We start from the raw sequence: 19,067 nt of genomic DNA, 5'->3' as shown, positions 1-19,067 counted from the left end.
TGGCCTCCTTCTCAATCGGGTTGCGCGCGGACCCGCATCCCCGCCTTGAGGGATCCGTCCGGATGCACGATAACCACATCCCCCTCCTCGAGGCCGTCGCGCACCTGCACGACGAGACCCGCCCGCCGGCCCGGGGTAACCGTTTTACGAACCGCCCTGTTCTCTTCCACGGTGAAGGCCGCCCAGCCCTCTTGGGTGCGGAAGAGGGCGCCGGCGGGCGCCTGGCGCACCGCATCGTCCTCCCACACCACAAACCGCGACAGCACGCGGTAACCGGCGCCGAGGTGGGCCCACCGTTCGAAGGGGGACAGCAGGTCCGCCACCACCGTCACGCGCTGTTCTTCCACCCCGAGGGCCGACACCTTGGTGAAACCAAAGGGCGCCACCCGCTTGACCACGCCTTCCAGCGGTTCTTCACCGCCCCACTGATCGAACAGCACCCGCACGCCGGGCATGATGCGCACGGCATCCTGGGACAGCACATCGGTCCACACCTCGAGGCGGCCCGGGTCGCCGATTTCCAGCAGCGGTTCCCCCGGGTTCACGAGTCCCTCGCTGCGACGATGGACGGCCAGCACACGGCCGGTGACCGGTGCACGCAGCACTTCCGCCACCGGCTGCCCGGCGCTGCCCTCCGAGCCGCCTTGCAAAGCGGCCCGGGCCGCCGCGAGCTCGGCACGGGCCGTTGCCGTCAGGGCATGGGCGGCCGCCAGGGCGGCATTGGCCTGCTCGGCCGTTGTCCGCGCAGCATCCAGCATCTGTCGGGTGGCGATGTCGTCGCGAAAAAGAGTTTCGGTCCGCGCCAGTTCCCGGGCGGCCAAACGCGCGGCCGCCTCCGCCGCCGGCAACTCTTCGCGGGTCCGTTGCAGTGTGCTTGCGGCGGCCTGTACCCGGGCCCGGGCCTCTTGTTGCGTGCGCGCATCCAGAAGCAAGGCGCGTGGCGGCTCGACCTGCACCAGGGCCTGCCCCTGCTCGACCGCGTCGCCCGCCTCCCACGGAATCCGGCGGATGAATGCGGTCACCGGCGAAGAGATGACATAGTTGTCCAGGACCCTTGTCTCCCCTTCTTCCTCGATGATCACTTGCAATGGTGCGGCCTGAATCACGGCGGTGCGCACCGGCAAGGCCGTGGGCAGGAAACTGTAGACCAGCGCCGCGGCGACAAGTACGCTCAAAAGGATCAACATCACTCGTTTGCGGATGGGTCTGCTCATTTACGCTCTCGTTTTCAACACGCCGATCAGATCCAGCCTGTTGAGCCTTCGGTTGATGATCAGGGCGGAAACCAGTGCCGCCGCGAGCACGACGGCGGCGGCCAATGCGAGTGTACGCCGACCCAGCACAAAGGGCAACTGATACATGTCCGTCTGCATCGCTTGAACCATGGCCGCGCCGGCCCCGGCACCCAGCAAAAAGCCCAGGGGGATGGCCAGCAGGGTCAACACCGCCAGTTCACCCAGCAGGATGTAGGCCACTTCACCCCTGGTGAGCCCGAGCACCCGCAAACTGGCCAGTTCGCGATCCCGTTCGGAAAGCGAAATCCGGGCGCTGTTGTATACCACGCCGAAGGCGATGACGCCGGCGAACAGACTCAAGATGAAGGTATAGGTCAGCATGGTCTTGGCGGTGGTTTCGCGAAAGGCCGCAATGGCCCGTTCCCGGGACATGATAGCGGCCACCCGCGGGCGATCCGTGAGGGTGCGCGTCAAATCCGCTTCCCGGTCCTTGTCGATCATCAGATAGGCGCCGGATAGGGCCTGGCCCATGCCGGCCAGCCGATTGAGGGCCGCCATGTCCATGTAAGCCGCCAGGCCGATGAACTGCCGGGTCAGGCCGGCAACGGGCACGGCGCGGGTCCGGCGGCGGCCTTCCTGCACCTCCACGAGCACCTCGTCACCCGCCTGGACACCCAAAATTTGCGCCAACCGCTCGGTGAGCACCAGGCCTTCGGGCGGCACCGTCAACGGTTGCAGATCGATGTCCACGGGGCGGCGCAAATAGGGTGCGGCGGTGATCCCTTCGATGGCCGTTTGATAGCTGCGGTGCGCGTGCCGCAGGCGCACCGGCACCGTGCGGAACGGCTCGGCGTGCAGCACACCGGGCAGGCTTGCCAGTTCATAGAGCGCTGCGGTGGAAGTGGGCTCGGTGAAGGTGACCGTCAGGTTTTCGCGCTGGGCGATGCCGAATTGCACCCGGGTCACGTAGTCGAAGGAATCGCCGAAGAACAGCCCCATGATCAGAATGGCGCAGGAGCTGGAGATGCCCAGGATGGTCAGGAACGCCTTGAGCGGACGGCGTTCGAAATTGCGCAGGATCATCCGGGTCGGCGGATCGAAAAAACGTTGCAGTCCCAGCCGCTCCACGAGGGTGGTGCGATAGACAGCCGGCGGCGCGGGCCGCATGGCCTCGGCCGGGGGTAATCGCACCGCGCGGCGCACCGCCTGCAGCACGCCGACCAGGGCGGCGGCGACGGTCAGGCCGACGGCCGTGGCCACCACGGCGGGCGGCAAGCTGTAGTGCAGAAAGGGGAAGCGGTAATATTCCAGGTAGAGGTTGCCGAGCCCCGCGCCCATCCAATGGCCCAGCACCGTGCCCCCCGCGGCGCCCAACAGGGCGATCAGCAGCACCAGCTTGGCGTAATGCGCGCCCACATCCCGGTTGGTGTAGCCGAAAGCCTTGAGCACCGCGATCTGTTCCCGCTGCAGGGCGATGAGCCGGGCGACCACGATGTTGAGCAGAAAGGCGGCCACCGCCAGAAAAATCAAGGGAAGGACGGTAGCCGTTTGCTCCAGTTGGCGAAACTCCTCGGTGATGAAAAAGTGGGAGGGATGGTCCGCCCGGCCGTAGGCCCCCTGCCCGCCGTACCGCTGCAACAGCGCGTCCAGCCGGGCGATGACCGCATCCGGATCGGCGCCGGGTGCCAGGGTGAAAGCCAGATCGTTGAAGGCACCCTCCATGTCGAAGGCGGCGCCCAGGGCGTCACGCCCCATCCACATCACACCGTAGCGCCGGGGATCGGGAAAGAGCGACCCGGGTTGGATCTGCATCAGAAACTCGGGCGACAGAGCGATGCCCACCACCTGCAATGGGGTGTACCGGCCGTTGAGAATCGCCGTGATCCGGTCCCCGGGGCGCAAGTCGTGGGCCTCGGCGAATGGCTCGTTGAGCACCACCTCGTTCTCACGGCCCGGGGCCACCAGCCGGCCCTCCCGCACAAACAAACGGTTCAGATCCGGCTGGCGCCCCTCGGGCAACGATACGATCAAACCGGAAACCGGCTCGTCGAAACCGGGAATGGTCAGATTCACGCCGGCCGCCACCCGCGATTGCACGCTGTTGATTCCGGGCGTCTCGCGGATCTGCGCCAGCAGTCGTTCCGGCGCACGGCGCACCGTGGCGAACCCGTCGGCGAAGCGATGGTCCACATAGTAGGCGTGCAGGGTCCGCTGCAGCGCGTCCATCACGCTGGTCATGGAAACGAAAGCCGCCACGCCGCTGAGAAACACGAAGGCGATGGCCAGGGCCTGCCCCCGCATGCCCCACAAATCGCGCACCATTTTGCGGTCGATCGCCTTCATTGGTCTACCATGTCAAGTCCCGGGCCGCCTTTATGGCGGTGTTGCGGCGGATGTCGGTCACCCGCCCATCACTCAAACAGATCACCCGCTGCGCCATCTCGGCCTGCACCGCGTTGTGGGTGATCACCACCGTGGTGGCGCCCAATTCGCGGTTGACCCGCTCCAGGGCCTCCAGCACGATGATACCGGTTTGGGAGTCCAGGGCGCCGGTGGGCTCGTCGCACAGCAGCACGCTTGGTTGTTTGGCGATGGCCCGGGCGATGGCCACGCGCTGCTGCTGGCCGCCGGACAATTGGGCGGGGAAATGGTCCCGGCGATCACCCAGTCCCACCAAATCCAGGGCCGCCTCGGGGGTCATGGGATCGCGGGCGATCTCGGTGACGATGGCCACATTCTCCCGTGCCGTGAGGCTGGGGATCAGGTTGTAGAACTGGAAGACGAAGCCCACATGGTGGCGGCGGTATTCGGTCAGCGCACGATCATCGGCCAGGGTCAGGTTCTGCGTTTGGTAGAACACCTCTCCGTCGGTGGCGGTGTCGAGCCCGCCGAGAATGTTCACCAGCGTGGATTTGCCGCTGCCCGAAGCGCCCAGCAGCACCACCAGCTCACCGGAATAGAGTGCCAGGTCGATCCCCCGCAGGGCGTGCACCCGCACCTCGCCCATCTCGTAAACCTTGGTCAGTCCGCGGGTCTGAAAAACGACTTCGGGCATCGTACCGGGGGAGTGGGTCATGACGGCATCTTCCACTGGCAAAGATATAAAAAGACGTGCGGTCTCCGACACACTACCCGGCATCCAAGCGGTTGCGGGGCGCGATGGTCGGGGTTCCCCCTTCACGATTCACATCCCTCAGGTCGTACAGCCCGCCGGAAACCAACTGCCCGCTGCCGTCCAGATCCAGCAATGTCTCGGCGACGCTCCGGGGAGACGCCAGACCGCCACTCTCCTGAAATTCAATGAACCGGGACCGGTTGGGAAAATCGGCATCGTCGGCGTCGCGGATCTCCTTCTGCATGTCCGTAGCCACCACGCCGGGAGCCACCGCGCATACGCCCACCCCATCGGGGCGTGTGCCCTGTTCCAGGGCGATACACCGCATGGCCATGTCCAAACCGGCTTTGGCGGCGCAGTAGAGGGACCAGCCGGCATAGGGGTGGCGCCCCGCGCCCGAGGTGATCAGTACGATGCGCCGCGGGCATGCCCGGGCGGCACTGTCCGCAATGAAGCACCCCATGAGCTGCAGCGGTGCCAACAGGTTGACCTGCACATGCTCGGCCATCCTCTCGGGGGACAAGCGGTGGATAAACCCCACGGGACCCAGCACACCGGCATTGCAGATCAACACCACCTGGCGGCAGCGCGCCTCCTCCAGGGTTGTCGTCAAGCGCGCCATGGCTTGGTCGATCTGTTCGGCGAAACGCAAATCGCAGGCGAAATTCCACCCGCCCGCCAGCGGCCCTTCGGGCGCCCGGGAGATGGAAAAAAGCGGCTGTCCGCGTTCCGCCACCGCGTCGGCCAGCGCCTTGCCGATACCTCGGGTCGTGCCGGTGATAACGTAAGCCGTGCCTTCACCTTCCTGCGCCATGAGGCCTCCTTGGCGCTGCAACATACCGTTGCAGCGGGCTATCAGGGTAGTCCGCCCGTTGTTTCCGATAGCGGTGCCGAATCATCTGTTGCCGATCATATATCCGGCATTGGCTGTCATGGCCATCTTACGGCACGGTTCGCGGGGGGGTCAAGATTCGCCGATGGCCTGACGCACCTTTTGCGAAAGCGCGGCCATGGAAAAAGGCTTCTGGATGAACCCTTTGCAGCCTTGGGCCAGAATCTCCTCGGCCTGGCCGTCGATGCTGTAGCCGCTGGAGAGCAGGACCTTGACATCCGGTGCACTGCGGCGAAGGGCGACGAAGGTGTCGCGCCCCCCTCCATCGGGCATGATCATATCCAAAATCACAAGGTCGATGGCCGCCTTGTTCTGGTCGAAAACATCGATTCCCTGTCGACCGCCGGCGGCGGTGAACACCTTGTACCCGAGGCCTGCGAGCATGTCGCTGCCCACATCCAGGATCATCTGCTCGTCGTCGATGAGCAGCACCGTTTCCTTGCCGTTTTGAACCGGATCCGTCACCTGGCACACCTGCTCGACCGACCGGGTCGATGCCGGCAGGTACACCATGAAGGTGGTGCCCACTGCTGTTTCGCTTTCCACCACGACGAAGCCGCCGTGGTTCTTGACGATGCCGTAGGCCGACGCCAGGCCGAGCCCCGTGCCGCGGCCGCGCGGCTTGGTGGAAAAGAAGGGCTCGAAAATGCGCGCCTTGGTCTCCTCGGCCATGCCGACCCCCGTGTCGGTGACGGTGATTTTGACGAACCGGCCTCCGGGGGTGTCGCAAGGGCCGGCCTCTTGCCGATCCAATGTCGCATTCTCAACGGAGAGGTACAGATCGCCGCCACCCGGCATGGCCTGCCAGGCGTTGATGAACAGGTTGAGCATCACCTGTTCCAGCTGGCCCCGATCCACCTCGGCGGGCCACAGCGATTCTTCCACCTTGCAGTGCATGCGAATCTCTTTTTTGGTGCGCCCGAACAACTCGGCGCTCTTGGCCACGAAGGCCCCCAAATCCGTGGGCTGCACCTCATACTTGCCGCCGCGGGCGAACCCCAGCAGCTGCCGGGTGAGGTCGGCGCCGTGCTGCACATAGGTCTCCATGTTTTTGAGCCGGTCGTGAAAGGGATGGGATGCGTCCAGCTCCGTCAGCATGAGGGTGATGTTGCCCAGCAGGCCCATGAGCAGGTTGTTGAAGTCGTGGGCCATGCCTCCGGCCAGGGTGCCGATGGCCTCCAACTTCTCGGATCGCATGAGCTGCGCTTCAAGCTGCTTCTTTTCCGAGATGTCGATGAGAAACCCCCTGAGACCGGATTGAACGCCGTCGCGAGAGATGGGCGTGGAGTGAATCAGCACCGGAAACCGGGTGCCGTCCTTTTTGAGGGCGGTGTATTCGACCAGCCCCAGCCGCTCGCCCGCCATCACGCGCCCGTGGTTGGTCACGGCCTTTTCATGGCTTTCCGGTGCCAGGACATCCAGAATGTGGATCCCTGTGTCCATATCCGCTGGGGTATAACCGAACCGCTCAAAGGAAATTTCGTTGACGAAGGTGAGTTGTCCGTCGGCGTTGGTCTCGAACACCGTCTCCGGCAGCAGTCTGGCCAGGTCGCGAAACCGCTCCTCGCTCTGCCGCAAGTCTTGCTGCGCCTTGTTGCGATCGGTGATGTCGATGAGGGAGGCCACGCTTTCGCTGGTTTCGGGGATCATGGCAACGCTCATAAAAAAGTCGCGCACCTCCCCCGAGCGGATCCGCCCCCTGAATTCGTAACTGCCGGCAACCGATCCGGGATCGCGGCGCCGCTGCATGTGCCGCTGTTGCATGCGTGCCAGGTCTTCCGCCACCACGAAGTCGGTCCAACTCATTTTGTTTTCCACATCCGCGCGGGCATAGCCGGTGATGCGCTCGAAATTGGAGTTGGCCAGCAAAATGGTGGTGTCCCCGGCCACGATGATATTGGCCGTGGCCGTGTGCTCGAAGATGGTGCGATAGCGCTCTTCACTATCCCGGAGCGCTGCCTCGGCGGCTTTCCTGTCGCTGATGTCGTGGACGATGCCCAACAGCCCCTTCGGCCGGCCCTCATCATCGAACAGGATGTTCAGCGTGACTTCCGTCCAGACCGTGGTGCCGTCCTTGCACACCATCTCCAGGTCGAGATTGATCTGCCAGTCCTTTCCCGGAATGCTTTTCGCAGGCAGCGCCCGCCACTGCTTGTCGAACATCGCCATGGCCTTGTGATAGGATGCCGGCGCAAGGACCTGATCCAGCGTCTGGCGCACCGCCTCCTCGGGGGTGTAGCCCCGCAGTTGCTTCACCGACGGACTGACATATACGGGTTTCAGCGCCGCATCCAACACACAGATCACATCCCGCAAGTTTTCCGCCAGTAACCGGTACTTGCGCTCATTGTCCTGCAGCGCCCGTTCCGCGGTGATTCTGCGGGTGACATCCCGCGCCAACCCCCTGAAGCCGATCGCTTCGCCGTTTTCGCCGTGCAGGAGGGAGGCCCTAAGTTCGACGATGATTTTCTTGCCATCCTTCCTGAGCACTTCGTGATCCGGGATGCTTTGCTGCGCGCCTGTTCGATAAATGGCATTGAACACTTCGAAGGCGCGTTTGGCCGTTTCGGCGGCGGCGCATTCCCGATGGTTCATGGTGAGCAGTTGGTCCCGGGCATAGCCGACAATCCTACACTGCGCCTCGTTGACATAGGTGAAGTTGCCGTCCAGGTCGCACTCGAAATAGGCTTCTCCCATGGCATCCAAAATGGTGCTGAAGCGCTCCTCGCTTTTTTTCAAACGGTTCTCGGCCTGTTTGCACGCGGTCACGTCATGGAAAATCACCTGGAAACCGACCGCCATGCCTTCCGGGTCGCGCATCAGTCCGGCGGAGAGTTCGTGGATTTTGACCGAGCCGTCCTTGTGAATCACATCGTAATCGACCATGCGGCCCGGATCGCCTGTCCGGTAGATGTGGTGGAACACCTTGAACATGCGGTGGGCCGTAGCGGGCGAGGTGTAGTTGCGGAAATTCATGCCGACCAGCTCATGGGGGGCATAGCCCATCAGGGCAAGCGCCGCCTCATTGAAGGCAAGAATGTTGCCCTTCAAATCCAGCTCATAGTAGCCCTCCTGAATGTTCTGCAAAACTTGATGGTGCTTTTCGCTGTCCGCACCCGATAGACGCTTCAGCCGGCGCACCTCCTCCTCGAGTTCCGTTATCCTGCGCAACAGCGCTTCCCTGTCCGGGCAGTCGTTCATAACCTCCTCCCGCCACCGATCCCGCCAGGCCCCGACGGGAACCCCTGCGGGACGGCAGACCGCGGCTCTTCCTCCTCATGTCTGTATCGGCAATTCACCCGCGTTGCTTGAGCAGGGATCACAAAAGCAGTTTTAAGTTTTAAGTGTTAAGTTTTAAGTTAATGAATTCTATCGCTTAGATGTGTGTGTGCGGGGGTGGGAGGAGGGCGAGATGACATTTTCTGCGCTCTGTGATAACTGGTATTGCTTCCGAGACGGCGGTTTCTGGATCGCATCAAGGCCACGCCAAAGGGATCCACAATGCCGTTCTGAGTAAAAATCGCGCCGCCGGCCTCGTTACAGATCCCGAAAGGAGCGTAATCCGTGCCGTTTGCCGACACCTTCCTGGAAATCGCGGCCATCCTGAGTTTGGCCACCGTGCTGGGCGTCGTGGGACAGAAACTGCGCCAACCGCTGATCATCATGTTCCTGGTGGCCGGCATCCTGGCGGGACCGGCCGTGCTGGGCATCATCGCCAGTTACGAGCAGATCGATCTGCTGGCCCATATCGGCATCGCCCTGCTGCTGTTCATCGTGGGCCTCAAACTGGACCTCAACCTGATCCGCACCACCGGCCCGGTGGCCCTGGCGACGGGTTTGGGCCAAATCATTTTCACCTCGGCCATCGGCTTCGGCATCGCCCTGGCCCTGGGCATGGACCTGATCTGCGCGGCCTATGTGGCCGTGGCGCTCACCTTCTCCAGCACCATCATCATCGTCAAATTGTTGTCGGACAAGAAGGAGATCGACGCCCTGCACGGCCAGATCGCCGTGGGCTTTCTGATTGTGCAGGACATCGCCGCCATCCTGGCCCTGGTGCTGCTCACCACCTTCGGCACCCGGGTGGTGGAAGGCGGTTCGGTGCTGTGGTCCTCGCTGTTCATCGTTTTCAAGGGTTTGGCCCTACTGACGACGGTGGGATTGTTGATGCGATTCGTGCTGCCCGGCCTCACCCGGCGACTGGCCCACTCCCAGGAGATCTTGACCCTCTTTGCCATCGCCTGGGCCGTCTGCCTCGGCGCCGGCAGCGAACTCCTTGGATTCAGCAAGGAGGTGGGGGCGTTTCTGGCCGGCATTTCCCTGGCCTCCACCGGCTTCCGCGACGCCATCGGCGCCCGGCTGACCACCCTGCGCGATTTTCTGCTGCTCTTTTTCTTCATCGACCTGGGTGCCCGCCTGGACTGGTCCACCGTCGGCGACCAGGTGTTGCCGGCCCTCTTGCTCTCCATCTTCGTGCTCATCGGCAACCCCCTGATCGTGCTGGCCATCATGGGGTTCATGGGCTACCGGCGGCGCACCGGGTTCCTGGCCGGCCTGACTGTGGCCCAAATAAGCGAATTTTCGCTGATCGTGGCCGCTTTGGGCCTGAGCATCGGCCACATCAACGAGGAAACCATGGGCCTGATCACCCTAGTGGGCGTGGCCACCATCTTCGCCTCCACCTACCTGATTCTCTACTCCGGGCCCCTGTATCAGCGCCTTGCCGGCCCCTTGAAAATTTTCGAGCGCCGCAATCCCCATCGCGAAACCGCCATCGACACGCTCGAGACCGTTCCCACGGTGGATGTGATTGTGGTGGGGCTGGGCAATTACGGCAGCAGCCTGGTCGCCTACCTGCTGGGCCGCGGGAAAACACTGCTCGGCGTCGACTTCGATCCCGGCGCCCTGGATAAATGGCGCAAACGGGGCCTGCCGGTGCTCTATGCCGACATAATGGACCCTGAAGTACACGAACACCTGCCTCTCACACGCGCCCGCTGGGTGGTGAGCACCATTCGCTCCCCGCTGGTCAACCTCTCCCTGCTCGAGCGCCTTCAGGCCTTGGGGTACACCGGCAAGACAGCGTTGACCGCCGGCGACGCAGAGGAGGCCGAACGCTTTGAAAAGGCCGGCGCCCATGTTACCTTCCGCCCCTTCGTGGACGCCGCCGAGCAAGCCGCCGACGCCCTGACCCATGCCATGGACGTGCTGCCCGAAAAGGTGGACTGGCCCATCGCCTTTGGTGAAGTGCGGGTGCGCACCGGCACCGCCGTCGCCGGCCAAGCCCTGCGGGACATCCCCCTGCGTGCCGAAACCGGTGTTTCGATCCTGGCGGTCAGCCGCGCCGGGCAGGTCCATTATGATCTGCAGCCCGACTTTCGCATCTTTCCCGGCGACCGCTTGGTCATCATGGGTCCCGCCGAAGCCTTGCGCCGCGCCGAGACCCTGCTCAATCAATCCCAAACAGCCGACGACAAAGATAGCACCAAACGGTTCGTGGCCACCGAAATCCACATTGCCGAGGACTCGCCCCTGGCCGGACAAACCCTGGCCGAGGCCCGTTTCCGGCAAAAGCACGGGGTCACCGTGGTCGGCATCCGGCGCGGCAAGGAAAAAATCACCACCCCCGCCCCCACCGAAGCGCTGGCCCCGGGCGACGGCCTGATCGTTATCGGCCACGGCCGGGCGGTGGCGGCCCTCAACGAAAAGAAGATGCTCTGAGCGGGAAAGGATGGACAATCCGGCAGGTTCGCGTCTAAAGTGGGTATGTGTCGACACACACCTGCAGGTCCGGCCGGCCGATGTCTTGATCGGCACACGCCTTTACGAACACATACAAACCGAAGGAGAGACACCATGGCCAAGAAGATCTTGATTCCCATCGACGATTCCGAAAACGCGCTGCGGGCGGTCGGTTTTGTGGCGAGCACCTTTGCCGCCGACAACCAGATCACCTTGCTGAATGTGATGCTCGACACGGCCACCCTGTGCCAAATGGACAGCCCGGAGCTGATTCCCTTGTTCAAGGTGCAGCAGGCCAGCTTTTGCGCCTTGGAAGACAAGAAGCGGGAACTGGTCAAAGAGGCCATGAAAAAGAGCAAGGAGCATTTGGTCAACGCCGGTTTCAGTGCCGACAACATCAGCATCAAGATTCAGGACAAGCATTCGGGGGTGGCCCGGGATATTTTGACGGAAGCCGAAAAGGGCTACGACCTGATCGTCATCGGCCGCCGTGGCATGTCGGGCATCAAGGAGTTTTTCATGGGCAGCGTCTCGCAAAAAGTGCTCAACGGCGCCAAGGATGTCTCCGTTTTGATTGTGACCTGACGGCCCTTGCCCATGCGCGACATTGCAGCCATCGAACAAGGGTATGTGCGCATCACCGATTTTCTGTTCCGGTATTGGCCCCGGCGCCGGCCGTCCGCCCAACGTCTGGCGGACGGCCGGCTGGTGGCCCACCGGGGCGCCCACGACAACATCACGGTGTTGGAAAACACCCTGGCGGCCTTTGAGCAGGCCGCCGACGCCGGTGTCTGGGGCATCGAGCTGGATGTGCGCTGGACCCGCGACGCGGTGCCGGTGGTACTCCACGACCCCGATCTGGCGCGGCTCCACGGCGTACCCGCCGGCGTCGACACACTGACCTGGCGACAATTGCGGCGCGAGGCCCCCGCCGTGCCGGCCTTGTCCGAGGTGGTGACGCGCTTCGGCGGCCGGTTGCACCTGATGCTGGAGATCAAGCCGGTCACCCGACCCGATCCCGCCACCCGTAACCAAACCCTGCAGGAAGTGCTGGCGCCCCTGCAACCCGCAACCGCCTTTCACCTGATGGCCCTGGCGCCGGGCACCCTGGCGCCCATGGCCGGTTTTCCGCCTTCCGCCCGCATCGCCATCGCCTACCACTGGCCCGACGGCTTCAGCCGCTGGGTAGCGGCCCACCGCTGGGGCGGGGTGTGCAGCCACTTCGCCCTGATGCGCACCGCCCTGATACGCCGCCACCACGCCCTGGGACAACGCATCGGCACCGGCTTCGCCGCCTCCCGCAACTGCCTTTACCGCGAGATCCAACGTGGCGTGGACTGGATCTTCTCCAACAACGCCCACCACTTGCAGCGATTCCTGCACCCACCCCGATAAACCCGTATCCCCCCGCCATCGGCATCGCCCCTTATTCTAACAGTAATCTAACAATTCCCTTATGCCCGCCTAACAATCTGTCTGCATATTGGCGCCAGGTTTGAATGAACCGAAACATCTTCCAATAAAAGGAGCAGTCGACATCATGCAGAGCAAACAACTTTTCAAGGGAATTTTGGCGGGCCTGGCGGTGATCCTGATGGTAACCGTGCCGGCCGTGGCGCAGATGGTGGATCCGGATCTCAAGGGCTACACCCCGGTGTCCGGCGTGTCGGGCAGCATCAAAAGCGTGGGCTCCGACTCCATGAACAACGAAATGACCCTTTGGGCCGAAGGCTTTCTCTCCTTCTACCCCAATGTGCAGATCGAAATCGAGGGCAAGGGCTCGTCAACGGCACCCGTGGCCCTGATTGCCGGCACGGCCCAGTTCGGCCCCATGAGCCGCGCCATGAAGGCCAAGGAGATCGACGATTTCGAAAAGCGCTACGGTTACAAGCCGACGGCGTTGCGCACCAGCATCGACATGCTGGCGGTTTACGTGAACAAGGACAATCCGATCCAGGGCCTCTCCCTGCAGCAGCTGGACGCCATTTTCTCCAAGGGCCGCCGGGGCGGGGCCACCAAGGACATCCGTACCTGGGGCGATCTGGGCCTGACCGGCGAGTGGGCCAACGCCCCCATCAGCCTCTACGGCCGCAACGCGGCTTCGGGGACCTACGGCTTCTTCAAGGAGAATGCGTTGTTCGGCGGGGATTATAAGGATGAGGTCAAGGAACAGCCCGGCAGCTCATCGGTGGTGCAGGGCGTGGCACGGGACAAATTCGGTATCGGCTACAGCGGCATCGGCTACCGAACGGCGGATGTGCGCGTGGTGGCCCTGAGCCCGACGGCCGACGGCACACCGGTGGAAGCCTCTCCGGAAAACGCCTACACGGGCGAATATCCCCTGGCCCGATTTCTCTATGTGTACATCAACCATCGGCCGGGCAGCCAACTCGATCCCCTGCGCCGGGAGTTCGTGCGCTACATCTTCAGCCGCCAGGGCCAGGAAGATGTGGTCAAGGACGGCTACTACCCGGTGCCGGCCCTGATCGCCGAGGAGGACCTGGCGACGGTCGGTATTCAATAGCGCCCGGCAACCGGTTAACCATCGGGCGCCCTTTTGGCAGCGGCCACTTGCGAATCCCCCTTCGCATCGCTGCCGGGGGCGCCGGAAGGCCGCAGCCATTTTGAAACCGCAAACGCAGGGGCACGGCATGCCGTGCCCCTGCGGCGACGTCGCGGATTTCAAAAGCGCAAGAACCCAGGGATGGCTCGCAAGACGCCGTTTCCGGATGGACACAAGATAGACAGAAAAGGGCCAGGCAAAGCGCAGCGGCTTTCCGGGCGGACGCATACCATGAATCAAAAACCATCCTACACCGGCCGCCACCGCGAGCGGGTCACCCGACGGTCCGTGCTGATGGCCGACAAGGTGGCCAAACTGCTGATTTCCCTCGGTGGTTTCGGGACCATCATTTCGGTCTCGCTGGTGTTCATCTTCCTGGCCATTGTGGTGGTACCGCTGTTCAAGGACGCGGCCATCGAACAGCGCGGGGCCATCCCGGCATCGTGGCCGACGAACGGGACCGCGCCGGTGCACATGGCGGTGGACGAATACCAGGTGATGAGCTGGCTCTATTATCCGGACGGTGCCATTGATATCATCCGGCTGGACAACGGCCGGGTGCTCGATCGGCAGACCCCCTTCCCGGACGGCGCGCCCACGGCCCATGTGTTCGAACCCCGGCTCGGTCAGGCGGCCTTCGGGTTTGCCGATGGCGCCGTCCGCCTGGGCACCATCCGTTTCGGGACCGACTTTCCGCATCCGGATGCCTTGCCCGCCGAGATCAGGGCACTGGAAAAAGGGGCCATGGCCGATTACGCCGGGGGCGTCATCCAGGTGACCCCCGAGGGCCAGTTTCGCGCCCAACAATTGACCATGGAGATCGGCGAGCCGTTCTATTTCGACGATCCGGCCGCCATCCTGCTGATGGATCAATCGGTGCGACCGTCGGGACCCACCATCGCCGCCTACACCGCCGATGGCCACCTGCGCATCCAGCGGGTCACCCAGCGGCGCAACCTGCTCACGGGCAAGACCACCACCACGCTCAGCGGCGGCAATATCGAAGTGCCGATGCCGCCGGGCAAAGGCGCGCCGGCCTACCTGCGCCTGTCGGGCATCGCGGACACCGTCTATCTGGTGTGGGCCGACGGCCACCTGCAGCGGTTCGACGCCCGCACCATCGATACGCCGGTGCTGGCCGAAAGTGTCGAGCTGCTGGGCGTCGAGGGTGCCTCGCTGACCGCCCTGGAATTCATGATCGGCAAGGCCACCCTGGTGGCGGGGGACTCCCTGGGCCGGGTGCGCACCTGGTTCCGGGTCCGGCCCGAGCAGGCCCGCACCGTGGACGGCACCACCCTCGTGTTGTCCCATGATCTGCCCGGACAAGGCGCCCCGGTGACCACCCTCTCCCCCTCCTTGCGCTCGCGCATGCTGGCGGCCGGTTACGCAGACGGCACGCTGCGCGTCTTTCATGTGACCAGCGACCAGTTGCTGGTGCAGACCGAGCCGGCCGACAAACCCGCTGTGACCGCCCTGGCCATGACCCCCAAAGACGACGCGGTGGTCAGCGCCGGCGGCGCGGCCATCACCCGCTGGCAGGTGCGCCCCGGCCACCCGGAGGCCACCCTGGCCACGCTCTTCACACCGGTATGGTACGAGGGGTATTCCCAACCGCGGCATGTGTGGCAATCTTCGGGCGCCACCGATGATTTCGAGCCCAAATACGGTCTCTACCCGCTGATCTTCGGCACCCTCAAGGCCACGGTCTACTCCATGCTCTTCGGCGTTCCACTGGCTTTGCTGGCGGCGGTCTACACCAGCGAATTCATGCACCCGCGCATCAAATCCACGGTAAAGCCGACCATCGAGATGATGGCCAGCCTGCCCAGCGTGGTGCTCGGCTTTCTGGCGGCCCTGGTGTTCGCACCCTTCGTGGAAAACGTGGTGCCCCACATTCTGACCGCCTTCGTCACCCTGCCCGTGTCCTTTTTGTTAGGGGCCTATGTGTGGCAGATGCTGCCCAAAACGCTGCACACCCGCCTGGCCCGCTACCGGCTGCTGATCTACCTGGCCACCCTGCCCCTGGGTCTGCTGATGGCCGCCTGGCTGGGACCCCTCGTTGAAACCTGGTTCTATGCCGGCGATATCAAAGGTTGGCTCACCGGTCGATTGGGCACCGGCACCGGCGGCTGGATGATCCTCTTTCTGCCGCTGTGCGCCATCGGTGTCGGCATCGCCTTCGCCCGCATGCTCAACCCCTATCTGCGGAGCTACTCCGCGGGCTGGAGCCACCGGAAGCTGGCCACCGTGGACCTTATTAAGTTTTCGTGCGGCATCCTGCTGACCCTGGGTTTTTCACTGACCCTGTCCGGCCTGCTCACCCTGCTGGGCATCGATCCGCGCGGCGGTTTCGTGGACACTTACGTGCAGCGCAACGCCCTGGTGGTGGGCTTCGTGATGGGCTTTGCGGTCATTCCCATCATCTACACCATCTCCGAGGACGCCCTTTCCGCCGTTCCCGAGCATTTGCGGGCCGCCTCCCTGGGCTGCGGCGCCACCCCCTGGCAGACCGCCATCCGCATCATCATCCCCACGGCCATGAGCGGCCTGTTCAGCGCGGTGATGATCGGACTGGGCCGTGCGGTGGGCGAAACCATGATCGTGCTGATGGCCGCAGGCAACACGCCGGTGCTGGACTGGAACATCTTCAACGGTTTCCGCACCCTGTCGGCCAACATCGCCGTGGAGCTGCCTGAAGCGGTACAGTTCAGCACCCACTACCGCACTTTGTTTCTCGCGGCGCTGACTTTGTTTCTGATGACCTTCGTCATCAATACCGTGGCGGAAACCGTGCGTTTGCGCTTCCGCCGAAAGGCTTTCGAGCTATGAATTCGAATCCAGCCGCGACGCCGCAAACGGACGATGTGCCAAGCGGCGGCGCCCCCAGGGCCCCCCGGCGCCGCGCACAGCGCTCCAGCAGTTCGCTGCTGGCCTACGGGGAGCCGATGCTTTGGCTCACCGGGGGCGCCCTGACCATCTGCCTGGTGATGATCATCGGGCTGCTGGCGCTGATCTTCCACCAGGGCATCACCACGTTCTGGCCGGCACCCTTGGTACAAATCACCACCCTGGAAGATCGCACCTTCATGGGGGAGGTCACCCGCGAAGAAACGTTCGCGCCGGCGGCTACCGTGTTCACGCAACTGGCACCGGAGGTGGCACAACAGGCCCGTCGCACGGTAGCGGCCAATGACGGCACGGCCCACCGCCGGCTGGTGCGCATCGGCAACTTCGAGCTCACCGGCGACCACTTCAACTGGTTCAGCGACTTCATGATCCGCGACGAGCGGCGGCCGGATTGGGCCGTGACGGTGGAACGGCTCTCCTGGGGCCGCTTCTACGGCTTTCCAGCCGCTTTCCTGGTGGATGGCGCCGTGGTGGCCGACACACCGGCCGAGGTGTGGGAGCGCTATGAAGCCCACCACAACGAAATCCGCAAGCGCTGGCGCCAGCGGCGCCACCTGGAAACCCACGCCATCGGCAAACTCAACCGCCAGGAGGAAAAAGCCCGCCTGGAGATGCGCACGGCGCTGCTCCAACACGGCCCCGACGCCGCCCGGTATGCGGCGGCCCTGGAACGTCTTGAAACAGTGCAGCGGCGGTCCCAGATCGAGACCGCCCGACTTCGTGAGCAAATCAACGCCCTGAACACGGAAAACAGCCGCTATCAGTTGCGTCTGGTCACCGCCGACGGCCAGGAAAAGAACCTCGCCCTGGAAGAGATCGTGCGCGCCTTTCCGGCCAACCGGCTGTCGCTGCTGGAGAAGACCTCCATCTATCTCTCCCGCTGGTGGGAGTTCTTCAGCGACGATCCACGGGAAGCAAACAGCGAGGGCGGCGTTTTTCCGGCCATTTTCGGCACCGTGGTGATGACCCTGGTCATGTCCCTGGCGGTGGTGCCCTTCGGCGTGCTGGCGGCCCTCTACCTGCGCGAATACGCCAAGGCCGGCCCCTTGATCAGCGCGGTGCGCATCGCCATCAACAACCTGGCCGGAGTGCCGAGCATCGTCTTCGGCGTTTTCGGGCTGGGATTCTTCTGCTACTTCGTGGGCGGCACCATCGACCAGCTTTTCTTTTCGGCCAAGCTGCCCAGCCCCACCTACGGCACCGGCGGCATTTTGTGGGCTTCGCTCACCCTGGCGCTGCTGACCTTGCCGGTGGTGATCGTGGCCACCGAGGAGGCCCTGGCGGCGGTACCGGGATCCATGCGGGAAGGCTCCTACGCCTGCGGCGCCAGCAAGTGGCAGACCATCAAACGCATCGTGCTGCCGCGGGCCATGCCCGGCATCATGACCGGCATGATCCTGGCCATGGCCCGCGGCGCCGGCGAGGTGGCGCCCCTGATGCTGGTGGGCGCGGTCAAGCTGGCGCCCGAGCTGCCCGTGGACACGATTTTTCCCTTTTTGCACCCCGAGCGCAGCTTCATGCACCTGGGCTTTCACATCTTCGACCTGGGCTTCCAAAGCCAGAACAGCGAAGCCGCCAAGCCCATGGTATTCACCACTACGCTGCTATTGATCGTCATCATCGCCTCCCTCAACCTGGGCGCGGTGCTCTTGCGCAACCGCCTGCGCAAAAAATTCATCTCCGGCGTCTTCTAAGGAGGCCCCATGAACCCAACAAACTCAAACAAAAAAGCAATAAACTCACCCAACCCGCCCTCCGGCGTCTCCGACCGTCTGCAGGTGATCGCCAACGGCGGATCGGTGCCGGCCGAAATTCATCCGGCGATCCACGATGAAGACAGCGTGCTGGACATCCGCGACTTCCGCCTCTGGTACGGCGAGGCCCAGGCACTGTTCGACATCAACTTCTCCATCCCCCGGGGCAAGGTAACCGCCATGATCGGGCCGTCGGGCTGCGGCAAATCCACCCTGCTGCGCTCGGTCAACCGCCTCAACGACCTGATCGATTCGGTGCGCATCAGCGGCGACATGATCCTCAACGGCCGCTCGATATACGAACCTTCGGTGGACGTGATCGAGCTGCGCAAGCGCATGGGCATGGTGTTCCAGAAATCCAACCCTTTTCCCATGAGTATTTATGAAAACGTGATCTACCCCCTGCGCATCGACGGCGAGCGCAATCACGGGGTGCTGGACGAGGTGTGCGAACGCAGCCTGCGGGGGGCGGCCTTGTGGGAAGAGGTCAAGGACCGCTTGCACGAGAGCGCCCTGGGATTGTCCGGCGGTCAGCAGCAGCGACTCTGCATCGCACGGGCCATTTCGGCCGAGCCGGACGTGCTGCTGATGGACGAGCCCTGCTCCGCCCTCGATCCGCTGGCCACCAATAAAATCGAAGAGCTGATCGACCAGTTGAAAGGGGACTACACCATCCTCATCGTGACCCACAACATGCAGCAGGCCGCCCGATCCAGTGACTACACGGCCTTCATGTACCTGGGCCACGTGGTGGAGTACGGCCCTACGGAAACCCTGTTCCAGAAACCGTTGCTGCAAGAAACCCAGGACTACGTCACGGGACGTTTCGGTTAACCACCCACCCCATCAAGGAGAAAAA

12 protein-coding genes are annotated in these 19,067 nt (G+C 63.6%); 7 read left to right on the top strand and 5 right to left on the bottom strand.

The window, feature by feature from the left end; all coding sequences use genetic code 11:
* Positions 1-11: 11 nt before the first annotated feature.
* The 5 genes from MRX98_RS07100 to MRX98_RS07080 form a co-directional block, all read right to left on the bottom strand.
* On the bottom strand, positions 12-1,214 hold the full coding sequence (locus MRX98_RS07100) for an efflux RND transporter periplasmic adaptor subunit (RefSeq protein WP_246904434.1): 1,203 nt from the start codon (positions 1,212-1,214) through the stop codon (positions 12-14).
* Positions 1,215-3,578 (bottom strand): ABC transporter permease, encoded by a 2,364-nt coding sequence (locus MRX98_RS07095; RefSeq protein ID WP_246904430.1) that lies wholly within the window; start codon positions 3,576-3,578, stop codon positions 1,215-1,217.
* Between the two features lie 4 nt (positions 3,579-3,582).
* Positions 3,583-4,311 (bottom strand): ABC transporter ATP-binding protein, encoded by a 729-nt coding sequence (locus MRX98_RS07090; RefSeq protein ID WP_246904429.1) that lies wholly within the window; start codon positions 4,309-4,311, stop codon positions 3,583-3,585.
* A 52-nt stretch (positions 4,312-4,363) separates the two neighbouring features.
* Positions 4,364-5,164 carry an SDR family NAD(P)-dependent oxidoreductase gene (locus MRX98_RS07085; RefSeq protein WP_246904426.1) on the bottom strand — a complete coding sequence of 267 codons (801 nt, stop codon included), beginning with the start codon at positions 5,162-5,164 and terminating at the stop codon, positions 4,364-4,366.
* A gap of 150 nt (positions 5,165-5,314) precedes the next feature.
* Positions 5,315-8,443, bottom strand: coding sequence for a PAS domain S-box protein (locus MRX98_RS07080; protein WP_246904425.1), 3,129 nt, complete (start codon positions 8,441-8,443; stop codon positions 5,315-5,317).
* 363 nt (positions 8,444-8,806) lie between these two features.
* Here MRX98_RS07080 and MRX98_RS07075 point away from each other — a divergent pair, with 363 nt between their 5' ends.
* The 7 genes from MRX98_RS07075 (at position 8,807) to pstB (ending at position 19,042) form a co-directional block, all read left to right on the top strand.
* Positions 8,807-10,963: a cation:proton antiporter domain-containing protein gene (locus tag MRX98_RS07075; RefSeq protein WP_246904423.1), complete on the top strand. Its 2,157-nt coding sequence runs from the start codon at positions 8,807-8,809 to the stop codon at positions 10,961-10,963.
* Positions 10,964-11,098: 135 nt separating this feature from the next.
* Positions 11,099-11,569, top strand: a complete 471-nt coding sequence (locus MRX98_RS07070; protein WP_246904408.1) for a universal stress protein — start codon at positions 11,099-11,101, stop codon at positions 11,567-11,569.
* A gap of 12 nt (positions 11,570-11,581) precedes the next feature.
* Positions 11,582-12,379, top strand: coding sequence for a glycerophosphodiester phosphodiesterase (locus tag MRX98_RS07065; RefSeq protein ID WP_246904405.1), 798 nt, complete (start codon positions 11,582-11,584; stop codon positions 12,377-12,379).
* A 145-nt stretch (positions 12,380-12,524) separates the two neighbouring features.
* The gene (locus MRX98_RS07060) at positions 12,525-13,508 is read left to right on the top strand and encodes a PstS family phosphate ABC transporter substrate-binding protein (protein WP_246904403.1); all 984 of its coding nucleotides are present in this window, start codon (positions 12,525-12,527) and stop codon (positions 13,506-13,508) included.
* 270 nt (positions 13,509-13,778) lie between these two features.
* Positions 13,779-16,376, top strand: coding sequence for an ABC transporter permease subunit (locus MRX98_RS07055; RefSeq protein WP_246904401.1), 2,598 nt, complete (start codon positions 13,779-13,781; stop codon positions 16,374-16,376).
* Positions 16,373-18,148: a phosphate ABC transporter permease PstA gene (gene pstA, locus MRX98_RS07050; protein ID WP_246904399.1), complete on the top strand. Its 1,776-nt coding sequence runs from the start codon at positions 16,373-16,375 to the stop codon at positions 18,146-18,148. Before MRX98_RS07055 ends, pstA begins: the two co-directional genes overlap by 4 nt.
* 9 nt (positions 18,149-18,157) lie before the next feature.
* Positions 18,158-19,042, top strand: a complete 885-nt coding sequence (pstB, locus tag MRX98_RS07045) for a phosphate ABC transporter ATP-binding protein PstB (RefSeq protein WP_246904398.1) — start codon at positions 18,158-18,160, stop codon at positions 19,040-19,042.
* The last annotated feature ends 25 nt before the right edge of the window (positions 19,043-19,067 follow it).

Source organism: Desulfatitalea alkaliphila, from assembly GCF_022968795.1.
Lineage (GTDB): Bacteria > Desulfobacterota > Desulfobacteria > Desulfobacterales > Desulfosarcinaceae > Desulfatitalea > Desulfatitalea alkaliphila.
This window is presented reverse-complemented; position numbering and strand designations above follow the sequence as displayed.